The 20,045-nt window shown below is 60.1% G+C and carries 15 protein-coding genes; 13 read left to right on the top strand and 2 right to left on the bottom strand.

What is annotated here, in order from left to right; all coding sequences use genetic code 11:
- Positions 1–378 precede the first annotated feature (378 nt).
- The 13 genes from mfd to lipA all read left to right on the top strand — a co-directional run bounded on the left by mfd (position 379) and on the right by lipA (position 18,357).
- Positions 379–4,284, top strand: a complete 3,906-nt coding sequence (mfd, locus tag ACIX8_RS02160) for a transcription-repair coupling factor (protein ID WP_014263677.1) — start codon at positions 379–381, stop codon at positions 4,282–4,284.
- Between the two features lie 517 nt (positions 4,285–4,801).
- Positions 4,802–6,061 (top strand): condensation domain-containing protein, encoded by a 1,260-nt coding sequence (locus tag ACIX8_RS02155; RefSeq protein ID WP_014263676.1) that lies wholly within the window; start codon positions 4,802–4,804, stop codon positions 6,059–6,061.
- A 296-nt stretch (positions 6,062–6,357) separates the two neighbouring features.
- A complete protein-coding gene (locus ACIX8_RS02150; protein WP_014263675.1) occupies positions 6,358–8,130 on the top strand; it encodes a DUF885 domain-containing protein in 1,773 nt (590 codons plus the stop codon).
- Positions 8,131–8,814: 684 nt separating this feature from the next.
- Entirely contained in the window at positions 8,815–9,693 is an 879-nt protein-coding gene (gene galU, locus ACIX8_RS02145; RefSeq protein WP_014263674.1) for a UTP--glucose-1-phosphate uridylyltransferase GalU, read from the top strand.
- 443 nt (positions 9,694–10,136) lie between these two features.
- Positions 10,137–10,523 carry a hypothetical protein gene (locus ACIX8_RS02140; RefSeq protein WP_014263673.1) on the top strand — a complete coding sequence of 129 codons (387 nt, stop codon included), beginning with the start codon at positions 10,137–10,139 and terminating at the stop codon, positions 10,521–10,523.
- A gap of 3 nt (positions 10,524–10,526) precedes the next feature.
- Positions 10,527–11,714 carry a glutathionylspermidine synthase family protein gene (locus ACIX8_RS02135; protein WP_014263672.1) on the top strand — a complete coding sequence of 396 codons (1,188 nt, stop codon included), beginning with the start codon at positions 10,527–10,529 and terminating at the stop codon, positions 11,712–11,714.
- Positions 11,715–11,755: 41 nt separating this feature from the next.
- Positions 11,756–12,385, top strand: coding sequence for a hypothetical protein (locus ACIX8_RS02130; protein ID WP_014263671.1), 630 nt, complete (start codon positions 11,756–11,758; stop codon positions 12,383–12,385).
- A gap of 24 nt (positions 12,386–12,409) precedes the next feature.
- Positions 12,410–13,039 (top strand): hypothetical protein, encoded by a 630-nt coding sequence (locus tag ACIX8_RS02125; protein WP_014263670.1) that lies wholly within the window; start codon positions 12,410–12,412, stop codon positions 13,037–13,039.
- 88 nt (positions 13,040–13,127) lie between these two features.
- Complete coding sequence (gene serA / locus ACIX8_RS02120; protein ID WP_014263669.1) at positions 13,128–14,750, top strand: phosphoglycerate dehydrogenase; 1,623 nt, start codon at positions 13,128–13,130, stop codon at positions 14,748–14,750.
- A 442-nt stretch (positions 14,751–15,192) separates the two neighbouring features.
- Positions 15,193–16,245: a SurA N-terminal domain-containing protein gene (locus ACIX8_RS02115; protein WP_014263667.1), complete on the top strand. Its 1,053-nt coding sequence runs from the start codon at positions 15,193–15,195 to the stop codon at positions 16,243–16,245.
- A gap of 35 nt (positions 16,246–16,280) precedes the next feature.
- Positions 16,281–16,661, top strand: coding sequence for a c-type cytochrome (locus tag ACIX8_RS02110; protein WP_014263666.1), 381 nt, complete (start codon positions 16,281–16,283; stop codon positions 16,659–16,661).
- Between the two features lie 10 nt (positions 16,662–16,671).
- A complete protein-coding gene (locus tag ACIX8_RS02105) occupies positions 16,672–17,118 on the top strand; it encodes a hypothetical protein (RefSeq protein WP_014263665.1) in 447 nt (148 codons plus the stop codon).
- A 306-nt stretch (positions 17,119–17,424) separates the two neighbouring features.
- The gene (gene lipA / locus ACIX8_RS02100; protein ID WP_014263664.1) at positions 17,425–18,357 is read left to right on the top strand and encodes a lipoyl synthase; all 933 of its coding nucleotides are present in this window, start codon (positions 17,425–17,427) and stop codon (positions 18,355–18,357) included.
- 69 nt (positions 18,358–18,426) lie between these two features.
- Here lipA and ACIX8_RS02095 read toward each other — a convergent pair whose 3' ends face one another.
- Positions 18,427–18,951, bottom strand: coding sequence for a basic secretory protein-like protein (locus ACIX8_RS02095; protein ID WP_150110459.1), 525 nt, complete (start codon positions 18,949–18,951; stop codon positions 18,427–18,429).
- Between the two features lie 8 nt (positions 18,952–18,959).
- On the bottom strand, positions 18,960–19,751 hold the full coding sequence (locus tag ACIX8_RS02090) for a hypothetical protein (protein ID WP_150110458.1): 792 nt from the start codon (positions 19,749–19,751) through the stop codon (positions 18,960–18,962).
- Positions 19,752–20,045 lie beyond the last annotated feature (294 nt).

The raw sequence follows: 20,045 nt of genomic DNA, 5'->3' as shown, positions 1-20,045 counted from the left end.
TACCCACCGTCCCGCGACGCTAAAGCGTCACGGTTGGCGCTTCGCGCTGTAGAGGACTGACCATCATTGTTCAACGAACGGTTCTGGCCGAAAGCTCGAACATCTGTGGCACGACCGATAGGGCGCCCCTTCAGGGCTCTACCTTCATTGGGGCTGTAACCCAGGGTTGCGGCGACATGGCGAGCAAAAAGCGCTCGCCTGCCGCCTCCACCCTGGGCTGGGATATGTCGCCCCTTTGGGGCTAGATCCCGCGGCACTTCTTTCACCCCGTGGCACCCCTTTCACCGCGTCGACTCCTTTCACTTTGTGGGCGTCCTAAAGGTTGAAAACACGGTGGAGCGAGGCCAAAGCGGCATCGGTTGCTAAACTAAATCCTGCATGATTCTTCCCTTCGTCCGCGAGTTGATGGCGGACATGGAGCACTCCGCAGCTTTTGAGCGTGCGCGTCGCCACTTGGCGGGCGGCACGGGCCGGAGACGTGTGTCCGGACTCACCGCGACCGCACGAGCGCTCTATCTTCCCTACTTCGTCCGTGCGTCCCAGGCTCCGGCGCTGGTGATCGTCTCCGACAACAAGGCCGCCGAGGCCCTGCACGCCGCGGTGCTCGCGGCCTGCGAGCTGACCGGCGTGCTCGCCGTCGAAGAGGTTTTGCGGCTTCCCGCGCATGACGTGCTGCCGTTCGAGAACCTGTCGCCGCATCCCGAAATTCAAGAGCAACGCGCGGCGGCGCTATGGAAGCTCGCCAGCGGGGCCGCCAAGCTGGTGATCGCGCCCGTCGAAGCCGTCTGCATGAAGCTCTTCGCCCGGGACTTCTACGCTGCCCTGGCACTGACCCTGCGCACAGGCGAGGAGCACATCCCCGAGATGTTGATCGAGCACCTGGTCTCGGTCGGCTATACCCGCGTAGATGTCGTCGAGATGCCCGGACAGGTCACCGTCCGCGGAGGCATCCTCGATGTCTATGGGCCGGAGATGGAGCGGCCGGTTCGCATCGACTTCTTCGGCGATGAGATCGAGTCGATGCGCCGCTTCGATCCCGATACGCAGCGGTCAAGCTCCGCGCTCGATGAGATTCTGCTGCTCCCGCTCACCGAAACACCGGTTACTGAAAAGCTTCTGACCGCCATCAACGCGCGGCTCACCCGCAGCGGAACGGCTGCTGGCGCTGAGCTCGAAGGCGGCGAGACGCCGAACGAGCTGGTCACCCACGTGGCCACCCGCACCGGCGAGGCCACCATCTTTCCCGGCTGGGAGTTCTATGCAGCCGTTGCCGGCGCTAAATCCTCTCTGCTCGATTTGATGGGAGCGCCCTCCGCCAACGGCCCGCGCGTCTTCATCGAAGAGCCCTCGATGGTGGACAACCAGGGCGAGCGCTGGTGGAATAAGGTCGAACAGCGGCATGACCGCGCGGGCATCGGCTCGCTGGTACGACCGGAAGATCTGTATCTCTCGCCGTGGGAGCTGCAGGACCGTGTTCGCGCGTACTCCGGCTGTGAGCTCGACCAGATCGGCATCGTCGATGTGCTCGATGCGGACCGCAGCGATGCCAGCGAGATCGAGTTCGCGACGCGGCCGACCATGCGCTTCCACGGCTCGATTCCCGCGTTGGTCGACCAATTGAAGTCGCTGATGGAGAACGAGGCCCGCGTGCTGATCGCCGCCGCGAACCAGGGCGAAGTCGAGCGGCTTGCGGGATTGCTGCAGGAGTACGGTGTGCCCTACCGCATCGGGTCGCGGCCCCAGCAGGGCGGCTCCACGACGGTGTACTCGGAATCGAGCTACCTGGCCGGAGACCTGCGCACGCCGGTGATCGTGCGCGCAGCTATCGCCAATGGCGTGCAGATTCTCGATCTCGACCGCGCGACGGCGCGGCAGCTCGTGGTCATCGGGGCCAACGATCTCTCCGACGATGCCGACGTCCATGCGCGGCCCGCGGCCCGCAGGTCGAAGACGGCGGCGTTTATCTCGGACTTCCGCGACCTGGCGGTGGGTGATTATGTCGTGCACGTGGAGCACGGCATTGCGCGGTACGAGGGTCTGCGTACGCTCGACCAGCCCGACGCGCCGCCGCTGGAGCTGATGATTCTCAACTTCGCGGATGACGCGAAGCTGTATGTTCCGCTCACGCGGCTCGACCTGATCCAGAAGTATCGCTCGACCGAGACCGGCCCCGCGCCGCAGTTGAACCGGCTCGGCAATCCGGCGTGGGCCAAGACCAAAGCGCGGGTCAAGAAGGCCATGCAGGACATGGCCGAAGAGCTGCTGAAGCTCTACGCGCAGCGCAAGGCCGCGGTGGGCACGGCGTTTTCGCCCGACACCAACATGCAGCACGAGTTCGAAGACGCCTTCGACTTCAACGAGACCGACGACCAGTTGCGGGCCATCGCCGACATCAAGGCCGATATGGAATCGACGCAGCCGATGGATCGCCTGCTCTGCGGCGACGTCGGTTACGGCAAGACCGAGGTCGCCATGCGCGCGGCGTTCAAGGCCGTGCAGGACGGCAAGCAGGTCGCCGTGCTCACGCCGACGACGGTGCTCTGTTTCCAGCACTTCGAGAGCTTCAAACGGCGGTTCAGCAAGTTCCCAGTCGTCGTCGAGATGATCTCGCGCTTCCGCACCGCGAAAGAGAAGAAGGATGTCCTCGAACGCACCGCGCAGGGCAAGGTCGATATCCTGATCGGCACCCACGCGATCCTCTCCCAGAGCCTGCAATTCCAGGACCTCGGCCTGCTGGTCGTCGACGAGGAACAGCGCTTCGGCGTGCGCCATAAAGAGCGTTTGAAGCAGATGCGCGCCGCCATCGATGTGCTGTCGATGTCGGCAACGCCGATCCCGCGCACTTTGAATATGTCGCTGGTCGGGCTGCGCGATATGAGCGTGATCGAGACGCCGCCCAAGGACCGCATGGCCATCCAGACGGTCGTGGCGAAGTTCGACGAAAAGCTGATCCGTACTGCGGTCGAGGTGGAGCTGGAGCGAGGCGGGCAGACGTACTTTGTGCATAACCGCGTGGAGACGATCTACGAGCTGGCTTCGATGATTCGCGAGCTGGTGCCGCAGGCCCGCGTCGTTGTGGGCCACGGACAGATGCCCGAGGCCGAACTGGAACGCGTGATGCTCGCGTTCATGGACGGCGAGTACGACGTGCTCTGCGCGACAAGCATCATCGAAAACGGCTTGGACATCTCGAAGGCGAACACCATCATCATCAACCGCGCGGACCGGCACGGTTTGAGCGAGCTTTACCAATTGCGTGGACGCGTTGGGCGCTCCAACCGCCGCGCGTATGCGTACCTGTTGATTCCGCCGGAGCAGCAGCTTACGGAGATCGCACGGCGCAGGCTGGCGGCGCTCAAGGAGTTCTCGGACCTCGGCGCGGGCTTCAAGATTGCGGCGCTGGATCTGGAGCTGCGCGGCGCGGGCAACATGCTCGGCGGCGAGCAGAGCGGGCACATCGAGGCCATCGGCTTCGAGATGTACACGACGATGCTTGAAGAGGCCGTAAGCCGGCTGAAGGGCGAGGGACGCGAGGAGCGGCCGCAAGTGACGGTGAACCTCGGCATCTCGCTGCGCATCGACGACGCGTATATCGCGGAAGAGAATCAGCGGCTGCGCATGTACAAGCGCATCGCCGGATCGCAGACCCAGGCGGAGCTGGCCGAGGTTCGCGACGAGCTGCAGGACCGCTATGGAACGCCGCCGGAGAATGTGCTGCACCTGCTCGCCGCGGGCGAGATCCGCCTGACCTGCGAGCAGCTCGGCATTGCGCAGATCGAACGCAAGCGCACGGCGATCGAAGAGCCTGCGAAGAAGCCCGCGCCACCGGCAAAGCCGCCGGCTCGTCCTGCTTATGGAGCGTGGGCTCCGTCTACGATGGCACGGCCACCATTGGCGGGACGTCATGGACAGCCGCCACAGACAGCCAATCTGCAGTTCTCCAGCCGGGCAGCGCTGAATCGCACGGAGTCCAACGTCGCGCGTGCGGTTCGCGAGACGGCGGCGGTGCGACCGGCGAATGCGCCGCTGGCGCAGGCCGGAAAGATCAAGGCCATGCGCGATATGCTGTATGTCACCTTCAGCGACAAGCTGCACACGGCTCCGGCGCAGGAGGGGAAAGGCGTCAACGTGGGGGCGTTGATGAAGCTCGTCTCGCGGAATGCGAAAAATGGGGCGCAGCTTACGCCGCAGGGGATTTTGAAGTGGCCGCTGACGAGTGCGCAGGCGGATGTGGTGATTGCGGAGACGCGAGAGTTGTTGACGGCGCTGGACGCAGGGGCGTAGGGCGTCCGTTTGCGGTGATCCAAAATGCGGGGGTCCTTCGGCTACGCCTCAGGATGACGACGAAAAACAAGCAACAGCAAAGACAGAAGCAGATTCCCTGCGGGAATGACAAACAGAAAAGCAAAGGCAAAGACAAGAACGAAAGCACGTTGCAGACCGCATGAGCGAGCCCCGAAGGGGCGGTATATCGTGCAACCACAATAGGTCGCCCCTTCAGGTCTCTACCTTCATCGCAAACGTTCGTCACGCGCTTTGCGTCCCCACCCTGGGCTGAGATATACCGCCCCTTTGGGGCTTCGACCCGTGACCACCCAGGATCGGACGTCTGGTCCGACACAAGATTTCCGACATGTTTTCTGGGAATAAATAGTTGCTGTTTGTGTTTTAGATACCGAGTGGATATTGCATTTGCAACTCTTTTGCAACTCTTTAAGGTGTCATTCCTTGCGGACACGCACACTTCACTCCGCAGCAGTGAGAGATACCTCTCTTACTGCAAACCGGAAAGGAATGCATCATGCCTTTGACTTCGCAGGAGATACAACCACTCGATCCTCTAACCAGCGATCTCCTCCGTCCCCTCGGTGCCTTTGAAGAGCTCTACTGCCTCTTCGGCCAACATTTTCCTGTCAACGGAGCCCTTGCCGCCGAGATCACCGGACACACAACCGTCCAGCAATGGCGCGATGCGCTGGACGCGATACAACGACGCCACCCATTGCTCTCCGTTTGCATCGACACAGCCTTCAACCGTGTCCCACACTTTCGGCACGTTGCCCACCAGCACATCCCCCTCCGTGTAGTCACATCCACCGATGCCCGCTGGCAGCAGGAGATTGCCAAAGAGATCAATGCGCCTTTCACGCCCGATCAGTCTCCTCTCTTCCGCGCAGTCCTTCTCTATCAGGAGAAGCGGAGCATCTTCATCCTCTCCGCCCATCACGCCGTTTGCGATGGCTCGTCCCGCATCTTTCTACTCCGGGACATGCTCCTCTCTCTTAGCGGCCATGACCTCGAAAAGCTACCATTGATGCCATCCCGCGAGACTCTCTTCGGAGCAAAACAGAGGACATCCACCGAGCCAGGCCTGCCAGCTTTCGTTGCGCAGCGCCCGGCAATGCCCCATGTAGACGGTATTAAATTCACACCGGAACAGACCCTCGCTCTCCAGGACCGCAGCCGTCTGGAAGGTGTTACGATCCATGCCGCCCTCTCCGCGGCTCTCACCTTTGCAGGCAGGTCTCTCGACGAAAGCTGGCGTAATCACCCGCTCCGCATCCTGTCACCCGCCGAGGTTCGCGATATCCTCGGCCTCGAAGATCAATGCATGATTTCCCTCACCAGTGGTGAGATCTCGATCCCGCCAGAGAGTCCGATGACATTCTGGGATCTCGCGCGGTTCGCGAGAGATGGCCTCTCTACCGTTAAAAACCCAGAGAGTATCTCGATGATGATCGATCGGCAAACTAAAGTGGTATCTACGAACCTCACCGCCAAACAGGCAGATCTGCTCAAGCGAAGTCTGATCAACGCACAGGTGATGTTCACGAATCTCGGCCGTCTCCCCTTTGACAGCACCTTCGGCACACTACAACTCACAGACCTCTGGGCGCCCTGTGCTCTGCGTGGCATCGACAGAGAGCAGACCCTCGGAGCAGTCACAGTCAACGACTCACTCCATCTCACGCACACCAGCCCCGAACCTATTCCCGGCCTGCTTGCGGGCATAGAAGAGGTACTCCGCAAAGCCTGTACGTCCGATTCAACTACCCGGTAACAGGAGATTTCCTGTAAACACCCAGAAAGCATGGGGATTGGAGCTGGGCCTGGTTGAGCTAACGCGTAATGTTTGTGGCAGCACTGGCGAAGAGCGGGAGGAAGCAGGTTCACTCCCCTTCACTCCCCTTCGCTTCGCTCGAGGGTCGGAATGACAACCAGAAAAGCAAATGCAACTGCAAAGACAAAAGCAGATTCCCTACGGGAATGACAAACTAGAAAGGCAAAAACAGGCAACGACAAAAAACAGACACCAGATAAGTGCAGCGAAGCCTTCGGTTTCGATACACTCCACCCATGCGCACCCTGCTCTCCGCTTCGCTCGCCGGAGCCCTCATGCTGACTGCCCTTCCCGCCTCCGCCCAGCACCTCTCCGCCGACGGCGCGTCGCAGACGTTCAACTACCTCACCGAACAATACTTCGATCAGGTCTACTTCAAGTTCTCGCCGACGGCTGGCACCGGCGCCGGGCTGCATCAGTACGACACCCAACTGGAGGACTACTCCGCCGCGAACGTGCAGAAGGAGACCGCGGCCCTGCACGACTTCGAGAAGAAGCTGGCCGAGATCGACCCCACAGCCCTCGACGCGGAACCCGCGGCGGACTACCAGATCCTGATGAACAACGTCCACGCTACGCTGTTGCAGCTCGAAGTCATTCGCGGCTGGGAGAAGAACCCCGACAGCTACTCCAGCGGCGTGACCAGCTCGATCTTCAGCATCATGGAACGGCCCTACGCCCCTGTAAATACGCGGCTGCGCGCTGCCGTCGAGCGGGAGCGGCAGATTCCGCAGGCCCTGCTGGAGGCGCGCAAGAATCTCAAGAACCCGCCGCATATCTACACCGAGATCGCCCTCGAACAGATCGACGGCCTCGTCAGCTTCTTTCAGAGCGACGTGCCCGAAGCCTTCAAGGATGCCGACGATGCCAAGGCCAAGGCCGATTTCGCCAAGACCAACGCGGCTGCCATCGACGCGCTCAAGAGCTATGGCGCGTGGATGAAGTCCGACCTGCTGCCCCGCTCCAATGGCGACTTTCGTTACGGAGCAGACACCTTCCAGAAGGCGCTCGCCTATAACGAGATGGTCGATATCCCGCTCGACCGCCTGCTGCAGATCGCCATGGACGACCTGCACAAGAACCAGGCCGAGTTTGCACGGGTTGCCAAGGAGATCGATCCCGCAAAGACGCCGCAGGAGGAGCTCGCCGAACTGGCGACGATCCATCCTGCGCCCGACCAGTTGCTGGGGGCCTTCCACAGCGAGTTCGATTCGCTGATCACCTATATCCGCTCGCACCACATCATCACGATCCCCAGCGACGTGCAGCCGACGCTCGAAGAGACGCCGCCCTTTATGCGCGCCACGACGCAGGCTTCGATGGATCCGCCGGGAGCGTTCGAGACGCACTCCACCAAGGCTTATTTCAATGTCACGCTGCCGGAGAAGGGTTGGACGCCGGAGCGCGTCGCCGAGCATATGGCGGCCTTCAATATCGGCACGATCGTTTCGACCGGCGTGCATGAGGCCTATCCCGGCCACTATGTGCAGTTCCTCTGGCAGCCGCAGTTCCCCTCGAAGATCCGCAAGCTGCTCGGAGCGAATACCAATATCGAAGGCTGGGCCCACTACTGCGAGCAGATGATGCTGGACGAAGGCTACGGCCAGCCGGGCTTCGGAGCCAAGACGGAGCGTGAAGCGAAGCTGATACGCCTCGGCCAGCTTCAGGACGCGCTGCTGCGCGATGCCCGCTTCGTCGTGAGCATCCGCATGCACACCGGCACAGGCGGGGCGATGAGCTTCGACGATGCGGTGAACTTCTTCGTCAAAGAGGGCTACCAGTCGCGCGCCATCGGGACGATGGAGACAAAACGCGGCACCTCGGATGCGCTGTATCTCTACTACACGCTCGGCAAGCTCGAGATCATGAAGCTGCGCGAAGACGTAAAGAAGAAGCAGGGTCCGGCATTCGACCTGCAGCACTTCCACGACGACTTTATGCGCCAGGGCTTCGCCCCGGTAAAGGTTATCCGGAAGACGATGCTGCATGACGATTCTCCGGTGCTATAGACAGTTCGCCGGAGAGGCAGAGCTGCCAGGTGGATGGACGTCGTTCCCTCCGCGGCTAAAGCCGCTTTAGGTGTTGACATAACGGCGGGGCTGAAGCCCCGCCCCTTCAAAGCCAAGAAGCAGGCTAGACCTCGACGACGGTTATTCGGTAATACAGCTTGTCCCTTAGAGCAAATTTCCTGTTACTGGGAAGTTGAATCGGGCGTGCAGTACCGTTTTTCTGGGGAAAAACGGCCATAAATGTCGCGGTTCCGCTATACACCTACAGGAAATTTGCTCTAGCTTCTTCGATAGCGTGAGCAACCGCGAATACAGGGGTTTCTCCACTCCCGTTGGTCGGTCGAAATGACAGGTCTGAGGTAGGTTTGCAATCAATACAGCTGTAGTATTAGAGAAAATCCTTTACACCGGTACCAGAAATGCTTTGAGCAATACAAAGCTGGTCAAATAAAAAGTAGTTATCCACTGCGGACCGAGGCCGTATTTTTGCGGATTTGTGCATCTTATTTTTCGGGTGTTCCCACCGGAAATTGCGCCTTGCCTCACAGGGGCCTGAAGCCTGTTTCCTTCTTCACCCCATTCATGCAATGGTTTTTTGAGGTAGTTCACACGGCTTGAGCAATTGCTCTTGCTAGCATATTGGCAAGGCTCTATGAGCTTGAAACAAATGGATTTGGAGCGTAGATGGCTTTCTTGAAGGTCCGCAAGGCCGTGATTCCTGCGGCAGGCATGGGTACCCGGTTTCTTCCCGCCACCAAGGCAACTCCCAAGGAGATGCTGCCCCTGGTGGACAAGCCTCTGATTCAGTATGCGGTCGAAGAGGCTGTGGCCGCCGGATGCACGGAGATCATCATCGTCACCGGCCGCAATAAGGCGACGATGGAGGATCACTTCGACAAGTCACCGGAGCTGGAGGCGTCGCTGATCGCGCGCAACCGGCCGGCATTGCTGGAGATCGCTCAATCGGTCACCCGGCTGGCGCGTATCGTCTACACCCGTCAGGCCGAGCCGCTGGGGCTTGGCCATGCCGTGCTGCAGGCCAAGGATCTGATCGGCGATGAGCCCTTCGCCGTGATTCTTCCGGACGATGTCGTGGACTGCACCGTTCCCTGCATGAAGCAGATGGTGGAGGCTTTCGATAGGACGCAATCCTCCATCCTGGCTTCGGAGGTTGTGGAGCGCGAGGCGATCTCGCACTATGGCTGCCTGGACTGCACGCCCGACCCGGAGGACAAACGGCTGCTCGACGTTCGGGACATGGTCGAAAAGCCGAAGCCTGAAGAGGCTCCCAGCCTGAACGCCATCATCGGCCGTTACATTCTGACGCCGCGCATCTTCGAGATGATCGAAAATATCAAGCCCGGTGCGGGCGGCGAGTTACAGCTTACCGATGCCATCAAGGCGCTGCTGCAGTATGAGAAGGTCTATGGTTTTTGCTACACAGGCAAACGTCATGATGCAGGCGATAAGTTCGGCTTCCTGAAAGCGACCGTTGATTTCGCGCTGAAGCACAATGAGCTGGGACCGAAGTTCCGCGAGTGGTTGAAGTCGCAGCAGTTTTAAGGGGCTGCGAGAGTCCAGCGCCAAAGGCGCGGCATATCCCAGCCTGGGGCGTGAGCCCCAGGTACAAGGTCTATAAGGGTCCAGAGGGCTGAAGGCCCGGCATATCTCGTCTGCACAAGCGAGATATGCCGGGCCTTCAGCCCTCTGGAATTTGTGTGTGTCCGTAACCTGGGGCTTCACCCCAGGCTGGGATATGCCGCGCCTTTGGCGCTGGACTCTCGCCTGATTTAATCTTGTTGCGTCTCCTGTGCAGGCTTGCACGCCATAGAGATATTGCCCGCACGAGCAAGCTGCAGGCCTCTCCACTTCGGCGCAAAAGCGCGCCTTCGGTCGAGATGACAAGGTTGAGGCGATCCGAGCGAGAGGTAAGGGCGCTGGAGGGTGATCTGTCGCCATCGTGTTCTGGTGCGGTACCATGTTTCGAAACCCTAAGGACTCGAAGCATGCGTCGTTCCACCCACGTCATTGCCCCCTTGCTGGCTGCGTCTGCCATGGCTCTGCTCACCGGTTGCCGCCACACCGAGGTGGAGCGCTGCGTCGATGAATCCAATCATGTCGTCGACCCCAGCTTCTGCAAGAACCTGCCGCCCGGCGCGCAAAAGCCCGTAGCGGGAAGCCTTTTGAACAATGGCGGCACCTATACCAACGGGATCTTTATTCCGCACTACTACCGCTATTACTACGGCGGCGGGGGAGGATTCGGCCTGGGCAGCATTGTGGGCGGGGGCAGTTACTCGCCAATCTCAGGCCATAGCTACTCCTTCAGCGGCACCAGCCGTGGAGGCTTTGGCAGCAGCTTTTCTTCGCACGGCGGCAGTGGGGGAGAATAGATCATGCAGCGCCATACCCTTACCCCTCGCCCCCACTGGCAGCAGACCGTCGAACAGCAGGGCCTCACCTTCCATACCCCCGAGGCCGATCCTTCCGTGCCGAACGCCCGGCCTTACTGGGACGAGAGCACCTGCTACGAGTTCACCGCAGCCGAGGTCGACCGCCTGGAGGCTGCCGGCAACGAGCTGCAGGAGATGTGCCTCGCCGCCGCGCAGAACGTCATCGATAACCAGCGCTATGACGAGCTGGAGATCCCAGCCGAGGCCGTGCCGATGATCGAGTGGGCCTGGAACGAGGAGCCTCCGGCACTCTATGGGCGCTTCGACATCCTGTGGAACGGCCAGGGCGCGCCCAAGCTGCTGGAGTACAACGCCGATACCCCGACCTCGCTGCTCGAAGCCGCGGTCATCCAGTGGTATTGGCTCAAGGACGTCTACCCGCAAGCCGACCAGTTCAACTCGCTGCACGAGAAGCTGATCGCCAAGTGGAAAGACCTCGACAGCTATCTCGCCAAGCCCGTCTACTTTGCCAGCACCGACTATCCCGAAGACCTGCTCACCGTCGCCTACCTTCGCGATACCGCCGAGCAGGCGGGGCTGCCCACCAGCCAGCTCCTGATGGAGGAGATCGGCTGGAACGACCCCCGGCAGTGCTTCGTCGATCTTGCGCCGGAAGAGAACCAGATCGAGACGATCTTCAAGCTCTATCCGTGGGAGACGATGCTCGAAGAGGCCTTCGCCGCCCAGGGATTGCGCACGTACAAAGACATGCGCTGGATCGAACCCATCTGGAAGATGCTGCTCTCGAACAAGGGCATTTTGCCGGTGCTGTGGGAGCTCTACCCGAACCACGAGCTGCTGCTGGAAGCGCACTTCGTCACGGGCTCCAGCAACTGGCAGCCCGCTCCCGGCTGGGTGAGGAAGCCCCTGCACTCGCGAGAGGGCTCCAATATCGTGATTACCAGCCTCGAAGGCAAGCAGATCTCTACCGATGGGCCGTACGATAACCGCCTGCAGATCGACCAGCGCCTGGGGCCGGCCACGGTCTTTCCAGACGGGCCGAATCCGGGACGGTGGCCTGTGCTTGGACTCTGGATGATCGACCAGGAGTGCTGCGGCATGGGCATTCGCGAAGACGCGGGACCTATTACCGGCAACCTCAGCAGCTTCGTTCCGCACTTCTTTCGGTAGACTGCGAATAATCCTTTTCACTGCACGGAGCCAGCACAAACATGGATGTCCACGCACCGCACGAACCAATCCACACGTGGAAGGACTTTCTCCTCCACCTGGCCACCATCACCATCGGTCTGCTGATCGCACTCGGACTTGAAGGCCTGGTCGAAGCCGCACACCATCGTCACCTGCTGCACGAGGCCGAAATGAACCTCCGCGCCGAGATAAGCAGCAACCGGCAGACTCTGGCGGGTGACGAGAAGCAACTCGACGGCACCGAACAGGAGATAGAGTTTAATCTAAGCCTTCTCGCAGCGATAAAGACACATCAACCAACCTCCGGACAGCTTGCCCACGGTTGGGAGTGGAACGGTATGGACTCCGCTGCCTGGAACACAGCGCGCGATACCGGAGCCGTCGCCCTGATGTCCTACGAGTACGCCCAGGCATACTCCGTCATCTACAACCAGCAGGGAGTAGTCAACGATCAGGCCCGCAATTACATCCGCTCCATTTACAGAATTACCGAACCCCTGAAGGGCGGACGCAAGCTCACCGATCTACAGCCGGCAGAGGTCGACACGATGATCGCAAACGCTCAACAGACGTTGGTAGAGCTCGATCAGCTCCGCGATCTCAGCCACAGTCTCGATCTGATCTATGCTCACACGAATGGAAAACTCTAGAACGCACCTCCCCCGGAGAAGCTGATGGACGTCCACGCACCCCACCAACCTGTTCACACCTGGCGAGATTTCTTTACCCACCTGACGATCGTGACCATCGGTCTCTTCATCGCGCTCACCCTGGAGGCCTTCGTCGAGTACCTGCACCATCGCCATCTCGTACATGAGGCCCGGGAGAATATCCGGCAAGAGATTGAACACAATCATGAGGCCGCGCAAAAGGATCTTGTACTTTTGCAGCGAAACGTCGACAGCCAGGAGGCCAATATCAAGGCTATTCACGCGCTCATGGCCGACCCCAAAAACTTCCATGGGTCCATCGACAACTCAATGAACTTCGACTCGCTGAACGATGCAGCCTGGCGTACCGCGCGGGATACCGGGGCCTTAGGCTTCATGCCCTATGACGAAGTGCAACGGTACTCCGATCTCTACATGCTGGAAGACCTCGTCAACAAGAACGTGATCGCCGCTGGGGTGCAGGACTTCGACGCAATCTCGTCCTTTAAGATGGGCTACGATCCCGGAAGTCTCCCCGCCGACGAATATGTCCTCCTGTTGAGAAAAAACGCCTCCATTCAGATCCAGTTCACCACCCTCAAAGAATTTGTCCAGCAGTTCGACGACCACTGCGTAGCCGAACTCAAGCGGTAACCGCTCGCGCTCTTTGCCCCGGCTCCCCCTCAACCTTTGTTCACAGCTACACTAAAAGTGCTGCGCCATTTGCGCCCCGGAGATCCTCTTGAAGATCGTTCTCGCCGAAAAAGTCTCGCCCGCCACGCTTGCCATCTTCCAGAAGGAGCCCGGCTGGAACGTCGTCACCGCTGACAAGATCGCTCCCGGCGGCCTGCCCGCGGAACTCGCCGATGCCGACGCGCTGGTCGTGCGCTCTGCCGTTCAGGCGGACGCCGCCCTGCTCGCAGCCGCTCCCAAACTGCGCATCATCGGCCGGGCCGGTGTCGGCGTCGACAACATCGATGCCAACGAGGCCACACGCCGCGGCATCGTCGTGATGAACACGCCGGGCGCAAACGCCGTCGCCGTCGCCGAACTCACGCTTGGACTGATGATCTCCATGTGCCGCGCTATCCCCCGCGCGAACGCCGCGCTGCACGTCGGCAAGTGGGAGAAGAAGTCTCTGCAGGGCTCGGAGCTGCGCGGCAAGACGCTCGGCATCGTCGGGCTGGGCCGCATTGGGCTGGAAGTGGCGCGCCGCGCCAAGGCGTTCGGCATGAACCTGCTGGGCTACGATCCCTTCGTCGCTCCGGTCATTGCCCGCGAGAACGGCGTTACGCTGGTTCCCATCGACGAGATCTTCTCCAGCTCCGACTTCCTCTCGCTGCACGTGGGCCTCACACCGCAGACCGAGGGCCTGATCAACAAGACCTCGCTCGCGATCATGAAGAAGGGCATCCGCATCGTGAACTGCGCGCGCGGCGAGCTCATCGTCGACGAGGCGCTGGCCGAGGCGATCAAGTCCGGCCATGTAGCCGGTGCCGCGCTGGACGTCTTCCGCCATGAGCCCCTTAAGGACTCTCCGTACTTCGAGCTTGAGAACGTGCTGCTCTCGCCGCATATCGCCGGTTCGACCGACGAGGCGCAGGAGGCCATCGGCATCCAGCTCGCCAACCAGGTGCGCGACTACCTGAAGCTCGGTGTCGTGCAGAATGCCGTTAACGTCGCCTCCCTCTCGGAGGAAGAGTACGCCGAGGTCTCCCCGTACATTGAGATGGCCGCGCGGCTGGGGCAGTTCCTCTCCCATGCGATCGGATCTTCGGAGACGGGCGGCAACATCGAAAGCATCGCGCTGACCTACAACGGCCGGCTCGCCCAGCTCAAGACCGACCTGATCCGCAATGCTGCCATCTCCGGCGTCCTCGCGGGTTCGGACGGCATCAACCGCATCAACGCCGCTTCGGTGGCAGCCGATCGGGGCATCCGTCTGCAGGAAGACAAGCGCGAGCACGTCTCCGGCGGCACGGGCGCGGTTCTCCGGCTGGCGCTGCACTCGGCCAAGGGCGACTCCACCGCGACGGCCACGGTGCTCCACGGTCACTCACCCCGCCTGCTCAGCTATGACGGCATCGACGTCGAAGCCGAGCTCACCGGCACGCTGGTCGTCATCCGCAACCAGGATGTACCGGGTGTGATCGGACGCATCGGCACGATCCTTGGCGAAGCAAAGCTGAATATCGCCAACTTTGCCCTGGGCCGCAGCACGCGTCTCCCCGGAAGCCAGGCCCTGGCGGTCGTCCAGCTCGATGTGCCTGCGGAGGCGCAACCCGCTCTGCAGCAGGCGCTTGCAGAGCTGCGGAAGGTCGAGTCCATTACCAGCGTGCACATTGTGGAGCTGGGAAAGCTTTAGTTGAAAGCTCGACCAGTCCGCCGTTGAACAGGTAATTCAAATGGGGAAGGATGTTATGGCTGCCATTGATTCGAAACCATCGCCACCCACAACAGAACTGACCAGCAAGGCTGAGCTGCGAATCAATCTCCTTGATCACGCTCGTCAGGCTGTCCGAGACGGGAGAAAACCTTTCAAGTTTTCTCCCGTCTCAATTGAAGGGGAACCCTTGTCCCAGACCATCCTGCGCAATAGGGGTTCCTACTAATTTTTCACTTTTTAGATTCAAATGCCGGGAGACCATCTTATCTTCATTGGGTCAGACGTAAGACTGCTTGCGGCGGCCCAATCTGAAGGTTTGGCTACATGGGATCCCGCTAACGCTGCCCATCAGCCTGCTCCTCCTGTAAACTGAACCGGATAGCCGCGCATACCAGGCGCGTGGCCCAGGAACCCTCCCCCAATGCCGAAGATCTTTCGCTCGTCCGCCGTGTTGTTCGCTTCCACGCTCGTCCTCCTTTCCGGTTGCCATAAGGGCCCTCAGGATGGAGTCGTCGGCACTGTCAACGGCCATCCGATCCTGCGCACCGAAGTGGATAAGGCTTACAACGCGCAGCTCGCCAGCAACCCGCAGCAGACGGCACCGTCGGCGGACCAGGCCGATTCGTTGCGCCTCAATATCCTGCACGAACTCATCGTCGAAGAGATCGTCGAGCAGCGCGCCGCCAAGCAGAATCTGATCGCAACCGATTCCGAGGTCGATGCCAAGCTGGCCGAGATGAAGGCTCCCTACACCGAGGAGCAGTTCCAGGCACGGCTCAAGACGGCCAATCTGACGCTCGACGAACTCCGTCGCGATATCCGTCGCAATCTCACCCAGACGAAGCTCTTCAATAAAGAGATCGACTCCAAGATCACCGTCACCGACGGTGACGTCAACAACTACTTCAACGCCCACAAAGACAGCTTCAACCTGATCGAGAACCGGTACCACCTGGCGCAGATCCTGGTGACCAACCAGCCCGCGCAGCAGTCCAGCAACCTGCAGAACTCCAAGGCGACCACCGACGACGAAGCACGCAAGAAGATCCAGGCGCTCAAGAATCGCCTCGATACCGGCGACGACTTCGGGACTATCGCGTCGAACTTCTCCGAGAACCAGGACACCGCTCCTAACGGCGGAGACGTAGGCTTTGTCCCCGAGTCACAGATGAAGGCCGATCCCACCGCCTATGCCGCGATCATGAAGCTCAAGGCCGGGCAGATTACCGACATCCTTCCGGTGCTCGACGGCACCACACACAAGGTCGCCGGTTACTCGATCTACAAGCTCATCAGCAAGGAGCCCGCGGGCCAGCGCGATCTGAACGATCCGCGCGTGCAGCAGAACATTCGCCAGCAGCTCCACGAGAGCCGCTCGCAGTTGCTGAAGGCCTCCTACCTGGAGATGCTCCGCGACCAGGCCAAGGTCGAAAACTACCTTGCGGAACAGATCTTCCAAAGCGCAGCCAAGTAAAAGACAGAGCGTAGAGAGTAGAGGATAGAGAGTAAGTGAATAACGATTCTAAGAAGACGCTTCGTCGGGTCCTTGGCCTCTCTATCCTCTGCGCTCTGCCCTTTCTTCTCTGCCTCGCAGGGTGTGACTCCACGCCTCCCCCGATACCGCTCACCCAGCTCAACCCGCAGCAGGCCCGGGGTCACCAGGTCTATCAGGCTCACTGCGCGCAGTGCCACTACGACCGAGTCTCCGACCCGCTGCATGGGCCGCCGCTGCGGGGCGTCTTCAAGAAGCAGTACCTGCCGAGCGGCGCACCGGCCAACGATGAGCGTGTAACCGCGACCGTTCTGCACGGACGCAACCTGATGCCCGCGCAGCCCAATACCGACCCCCAGGATCTCTACGACCTGCTGGCCTATCTGCATACGCTGTAAATCGAACACCATGCCCGACATCCCTGAAAATCCGCAGACAACCGGCACCCCCTCCGTACCTCCGGCGCAAGATCTTGGCTTTCGTTCACGACACCTCCCCGGCACTCCTGCGGGAGAGGCCAAGGGCATGCTGCCCGGCATGGCCCTGATCGGCATGTACCTGCTGCTGATGGCGATGCTCAATGCCTTCGCCGCCATGAGCGGCAAGTTCGGCCTGAGCACGGCGAAGTACAGCATCCTCGGCGTCTGCACGCTGCTGGTCATCGGCGTCTTCGGCCTGCTACGCCTGCAGCGCTGGGGCTGGGCGCTGGTCACAGCCGGCTGCCTGGCGATGGCTGGCGGATACTTCTACGGCTTCCATCGCACGCACATCGCGCCATACGTCATCCAGGGACTCTTCGCGATGGTCTTCTTCCTCTACCTGAGCCGCCCCGAAGTACGCGAGCGCCTGCGGTAGGGACCACCTTTCGTAACAACCGTGCTGTGGCGCTCTTCACTCCACCCATACCTTGTCATCTCGACCGAAGCATGACGGCTTTATGTCATGCGTAGCGGAGAGACCTGCAGGCTTGTTAGTGGAGGCAGTGTCGCCTGCGCAGGCAAGCTGCAGGTCTCTCCACTACGGCGGCAAAGAACGCCGCCTCCGGTCGAGATGACAATTCCAGGGTGATTCATTTCACAGCACACCGTCTGTGCACCGTTCGTCGCTCGATAAACGCCCGTTCCTCGCTCCTTTCTGAAAGGGCTACAATCGAATAAGCTCATGGCCCCGCTGCTCCAGACCGAACCTCTCGTCCAGATCGACCTGACTCCACGCAAGCCCGCTCCCAAGCCCGAGTGGCTCAAGGCGCGCGCGCCGATGGGCGAGACCTTCCACAACCTGAAGAAGCTGGCCCGCGAGCTTAACCTGCACACCGTCTGCGAGTCTGCCCACTGCCCCAACATCGGCGAGTGCTGGAACCACAAGACCGCGACCTTCATGATGCTCGGCAACCTCTGCACGCGGCGCTGCGGCTTCTGCGCCGTGCCCAAGGGAAAGCCTGAGCCGATCGACCACCAGGAGCCTGAGCGCGTAGCCTATGCGGTCGCACAGCTGGGCCTGAAGCATGCCGTCATTACCAGTGTGAATCGCGACGACGACAACCTCGGCGCCGCACGGGCCTTCGTAAACGTCATCCAGGAGATTCGCAAGCAGGCCCCCGGCTGCCAGGTGGAAGTGCTGACGCCCGACTTTCAGGGCGTGGATGAGGCTCGCCGCCTCGTCGTGAACGCGCGGCCCGAGATTCTGAACCACAATATCGAGACCGTGCCACGGCTGTACCGCGTCGCCAAGTCCGGCGGCCGCTACGAACGTTCGCTGGCCTTCCTCGACAACGCCAAGCGCGAGTCTGCTGAGCATGTAGATGGCCCGATCGTTACCAAGACCGGCATCATCGTCGGCATGGGCGAAGAGATGCACGAGCTGCTTGCGGTGTTCCGCGACCTCGCGGACCGCAAGGTGGATATCCTCACCGTCGGCCAGTACCTGCGCCCCTCGCGCGATCACCTGCCGATGTCGCGCTTCTACACGCCGGATGAGTTCGCCTTCCTCAAGCACGAAGCCTTGCAGATGGGCTTCCGTCACGTAGAGTCCGGGCCGCTGGTGCGCTCCAGCTACCACGCACATGAACAGGCGCAGAGCACCGGCCTAAGCTAGAGCATTTTCCCTGTGGATGTAGCGCGGGGATTCAATCTACACCTATAGTGAACATGCTCTGGCACTCTGCTATTGCCCAATCGAATTCTTCCACTCTGCCCCCAAATTCTCCAATGAATGCCCAGTGAATTTTTGCCAAAGATTGTCCTTGTATGCTCCTTGACGTATTGCACTGTTTAATTCCGGGACCAAATTGGGATCGTACCGATTGCTCACCCAATTAAGAAAATTGGCGGACGTGCGGTAACTGGCATCATAGCGAGCTTTGGCCGCGTCGGCGGGACGAATGTCTGCTCCATGGGTCTGGGGTTCGAAACGATAGAAACGTACGTAGTCTGCCGAGCCCTCAGTCAGCCACAGTGGCACTCGCGCGGAACCAAACTGCTGTACCACATGGACCATTTCATGAACGATTGAACCAACCCCCTCGCCAGTCATGTTGTTTCGATACCATGCAGCAGAGCCGGAGATGTGTGTTCCAGACGTTACCGCGACACCCCCCATATCTTTGTAGAAAGTGATAGTGAAACTTCGTGGTGGCGAATAGCGAGGGCTGGGGAGCATCGCAATGATCGTCGGGTACCACTGCTTCACAACTGGAACTAATTGTTCCCTGGCCCAGACGGCCAATTCGGGCGTTTGAGAAACATCCAGCGTGAAATGATATTTGCCCCTTCAATGGAATACGAAGTCAGACCCGGCAGTGCAACCTCATCCGCGAGCGGTTGGCCTGTCTCAATAACATCGATCTCACTATAAAAGGTATTGCCGATCGAATCTCTGGTTTCGGCGGCTTCTATATCGAACAGAAGATAGCGATAGTGGCCAACGGGCTGAGAAGGATCGTGAATACTGACCCCATATGCGCCTCCCACGGCCCCATTGGTCTTGCGTGTATCCACCTTGCCCAGCATTCGCCATCCAACCCGAGATGGATCGACAGGGCGCTTCGGTTCGGGATTGAAGTTCGCGCCTAGCCCGTCACTACCGTAGAGAGTATAAATCTGGGGGGCTCGGCTGCTTGAATGCCATGAATAAGTGTTAACGTTCTGAATGTTTACACGCCTATGGAGATCGAACTGCAACCTGCCTCCGTTGCTTCCAGGTGCAAAAAAGAAATTTAGGTTAGGTTGGTCGGCGCGAACCGGTGTAATCCCGTCCTTCAGGACAGACAGGCCGCCGCAGTGTGGATCGGCCGTTCCGTCGACGACACTGATCGCAGCATCTACCGCTGCATCATGAGCTTGCGGAGGTGGGACTTTAGAAAACCGAAATGCAGGGTAGGTATCTGCTGAATGTTGTTCGACCGTCACCTGAACTTGTGCTCTAACAGCGATTGCCGCTAAGAAAAAGACTACCCCTGCACACACGTACTTCGAATACGGTAAAAACATTCAAACCCTCTGTTGGAAAGACAACTGACGGAAGGTTTTATTCCATAAACAGGCGGAGCAAATCCGTGCCATTCACTCGAGCCATCATTTCACCGTCGACAGTCCCCTGATCCAGGCGTGTGCCGATTCGTGAGTGGAGTGTCCCGGATAGGTCCTGCGTATTGGAGATCGTGCAACAACTCGCGAAAAGAACCAGCGCGTCCATGCCGCAGTCAACGTCTTCCTAAAGGCCTATCAGGCTAAATAGTAGCTTTTGTTTTCGAGAGGCAACTTAACCGTTGCGAACACCAGGCA

It is taken from the genome of Granulicella mallensis MP5ACTX8 (assembly GCF_000178955.2).
In the GTDB taxonomy this organism is placed as follows: domain Bacteria; phylum Acidobacteriota; class Terriglobia; order Terriglobales; family Acidobacteriaceae; genus Granulicella; species Granulicella mallensis.
The sequence above is the reverse complement of the archived record's forward strand: the minus strand, read 5'-3'. Positions and strand labels throughout refer to the sequence as shown.